Genomic DNA, 3,395 nt, shown 5'->3' on the forward strand with positions numbered 1-3,395 from the left:
CAGGGTGAAGTGTGTCTAATCAACAGGGTTTTCGGTCTCTAAGTACTTTTTAAAGGGAACATCATCGACTCAAATCTCTATTTGCAACAGTGCCTAATTAAATCCCTTACAATTCAAATTTTTCAGCAACGACTTATCTTTGTTAAAATAGTATTAATTTATTTTTTTTAGGACAAACCTTAACAAAATTACAAATTTGTAATTTGGTTGTCATTTAGGTGTATATATCTAGGAATTAGTATATGAAGAAATTATTTTTTGGTCCAAGATATGATTAGATTCAATAATATATATATGAAGATTGTTTTAGTTATTTTTACTATAGTTTTTTCAACCAGTAGTTTTGCTGATGGGGGACTTCGTTTCTTAGAGAAAAATTTAGAAATAATTAACAATGAAAAAAGCAAAGGGTGTGAAGAGAATTAATTCAAAATTATAATGAAGCACATATAACTAGGAAAACTAAAAATTAGTTATTTTTAGTATGGTGTAACTAAGATTAATTAATTTTTTTAAATCGAATGATAAATATATTTATTGTTTTTAATTTATTCTTTACCATTTTCAAATTTTTAAATAATCCGAAAAGACTATTTTAAACTTTAGGGTTACATATGCTCCTATACATAGGCAGGAATAAATATGCAACTTAGTATATTTGCAACAATAGTACTGGAAAGATTCATGTAATAATGCTTAAAACTCTCTAATTAGTTAGGGAGGCATTGGAATTGGAGAAAGAAGTAAAGTGCCCACTAGCAAATGTGGTTATTGGAGGAATTATCTCATCAACCCTTCTTATGTTGGTTTTATTACCAATATTGTCCCGGTGGATAAATGAAAAGAAAGCTTCTTGACCAATTATAGTAAGCAATTTTTAGCAGAAATATTGAGGCTTACTCAAGTCTCTCAGCTAATCGTAAATAGAATAAGGAAACTATTGTATGTCAGAAGATCATTCTCAGAGCCACGCGGCTGTTACTGAAGAGAATAGTAAGAAGCTAATATTTACTGTAGGTTTGACCACTACGTTTTAATCGTAGAAATTATAACCGTTTTTATTACTCAAAGTTTAACTTTTGTGATTATCTAAAAACACATAGCGGTCGAATGGCCATATTAACTGACTTAAAATCAGTCGCATACTTTAATGTAGCGGTTCTGATAGCACAAAAGTTCGCAGCATGAAAACGGAACCGGCATAATTGATTTATAGTGAACCCATACACTAAGCATAATGATTTAGAGGACGATAATCCCAATGAAAAAATTCCTTTTAGGAGCTGTTGCCGCATCTGTTTTGGCCTTTTCAGGCAATGCTATGGCCAATTTTGTGGCAGGTCAGGACTATCAGGTGGTCGCAAAACCAGTCAAAGTCGAAAAACCGGGCAAAATTGAGGTACGTGAATTCTTCTGGTATGGCTGTGGTCACTGTTTCACGTTGGAACCGCATATGCAGGACTGGTTGAAAAAATTACCCAAAGATATCCGTTTTGTACGTACACCTGCTGCAATGAACCCGCTTTGGGAACAGGCTGCACGTGCTTATTATGTTTCAGAAGCCCTGGGTGTGCGTCAAAAAGCACATTTACAGTTATTCCATGATATTCATGACAAGCAGCGTCCAATTTTAGAACAGGCACAATTGGCCAAGTTCTATACCCGTTATGGTATTTCTGAAGAGAAATTTAACACGACTTATAAATCATTCCCGATTTCGTCAAAAATTGCTCAGGCAAAAAATTTGACTGCTCAATATCAGTTAAGCGGTGTACCAGCGGTGACCGTGAATGGTAAATATATTGTGCAGGGCAATGATGCCAAAGTAATTCAGGTGGTAAATTACCTGATTGAAAAAGAGCGTAAAGCCAAATAAGACGCGATTGATTATCTCTAAAAAAAACCTGCATCGAATCTGCAGGTTTTTTTATTTAAACTGGAGGAATGGTTATTTACGTCCTGACTGCCGGATCTGGTGTTTCTATCGGCGGGCGATACCAGTGTAAAATTCCTCGGAATAAGAGCTGCATCTGCAACACGCTTTGCGCTTTAAAGTCATGGGATTGAATATGAATCGTGGATTGTATCTTTACCAGTTCATACCCGATATCTTCATTCAGAAAATGAATTTTCCTTTCTATTTCAACACGCAGAATTAATGTGGTTCCGTTAATTAGACCACTCAATTCAGTTTTATAAGTGATAAATCCGCTCTAAATATTTAAATTATGCTGCCATTACTTTTAGTAAATGTTGATCATAAAATTCATCCGGTGTTGCCTTATTCAAACTTGAATGAGGACGTATCATGTTAAGTTTACAAAAACAACTAAGCATGCGAAAAGACATTTTTGGTTAAACGATGTTTGCACATGCCACGGATTGTTACCGTCCCACTCAGCTTAGAAGAACGTGAACAACTGATTCTTCTGACCAAGCACGCAGCACATTGGCGTGAAAGACAACGTGCTCAAACCATTCTCTGGCTTTCCGAAGGTAAAACTGTTGCCGAAGTTGCTAGGTTACAAGAGCGTATCCCAGAAACCATAAGGCTACAACGCCGACATTGGGAGCTACATCGGTTTGAATCGATTCAAGAAGGCCGTCGCTCAGGCCGACCCAATACACTGACCGCAGACTATCAGGTTCAAATCTTAGAGTGGGTCAACACAAGCCCACTCAATGCAGAACAGATCCGAGTCAAACTGCATGAAAAATACGGTGTGTCCGTGTCTGTTGAAACTCTGCGCAAGTTTTTGCGAGATTCAGGTATGGTCTTCAAACGCACCCGCCACAGCTTGAAAAAAAAGAGACCCGACCGCATTTGGACAAGCGCAACAGCAGATTGAAGCATTACGTGAGCAAGCGGCACGTGGTGAAATTGTATTGGGCTATGTTGACGAAACAGGATTTTCGGCTACGCCAGATAACCGTTATGCATGGACAAAGATAGGCGATGTTCATGCGGTTGATGCTGTAAGACTAAAGCGAGTCAATGTGATGGGTTGTCTCCTGTCAACGGGTCATCTGATCACCAGTTGCCTACAGGAATCCGTTAACAGTCGCTGGTTTTATGCCTATTTGATGGGTGTAGCAGCACAGGTGAAACGCAGCTATCAAGTTCCTTTGGTGTTGATTGTTGACAATGCCTCGATTCATCGCAGCAAACAGATGGTAGATTGGCGAAAGCTTCTTGTACAAGAGTATTCAACGACTTTGTATTTTCTACCTGCGTATAGTCCTGAGCTGAATAGAATTGAGATGGTTTGGAAGCAGATGAAGTATAACTGGCGGGATTTTAAGGTGATGAAGGCAGATCAAATAGAGCGTTGGGTTGGGCAGATTTCAAAGGGTTTTGGTAATGAATACATGTTTACTTTTTAGTTGATACTTAT

At 37.8% G+C, this 3,395-nt stretch carries 3 protein-coding genes and 1 pseudogene; all 4 read left to right on the forward strand.

The window, feature by feature from the left end; translation table 11 throughout:
* Positions 1–944: 944 nt before the first annotated feature.
* Positions 945–1,084: pseudogene (locus tag F981_RS24395) on the forward strand (cation diffusion facilitator family transporter); the annotation flags it as partial.
* 177 nt (positions 1,085–1,261) lie between these two features.
* Positions 1,262–1,876 carry a thiol:disulfide interchange protein DsbA/DsbL gene (locus tag F981_RS22765; RefSeq protein ID WP_004281881.1) on the forward strand — a complete coding sequence of 205 codons (615 nt, stop codon included), beginning with the start codon at positions 1,262–1,264 and terminating at the stop codon, positions 1,874–1,876.
* 496 nt (positions 1,877–2,372) lie between these two features.
* Positions 2,373–2,849, forward strand: coding sequence for a helix-turn-helix domain-containing protein (locus F981_RS22770; protein WP_004726761.1), 477 nt, complete (start codon positions 2,373–2,375; stop codon positions 2,847–2,849).
* Positions 2,845–3,384: an IS630 family transposase gene (locus tag F981_RS22775; RefSeq protein ID WP_126038012.1), complete on the forward strand. Its 540-nt coding sequence runs from the start codon at positions 2,845–2,847 to the stop codon at positions 3,382–3,384. Before F981_RS22770 ends, F981_RS22775 begins: the two co-directional genes overlap by 5 nt.
* Positions 3,385–3,395: the final 11 nt, after the last annotated feature.

Source organism: Acinetobacter guillouiae CIP 63.46 (assembly GCF_000368145.1).
In the GTDB taxonomy this organism is placed as follows: domain Bacteria; phylum Pseudomonadota; class Gammaproteobacteria; order Pseudomonadales; family Moraxellaceae; genus Acinetobacter; species Acinetobacter guillouiae.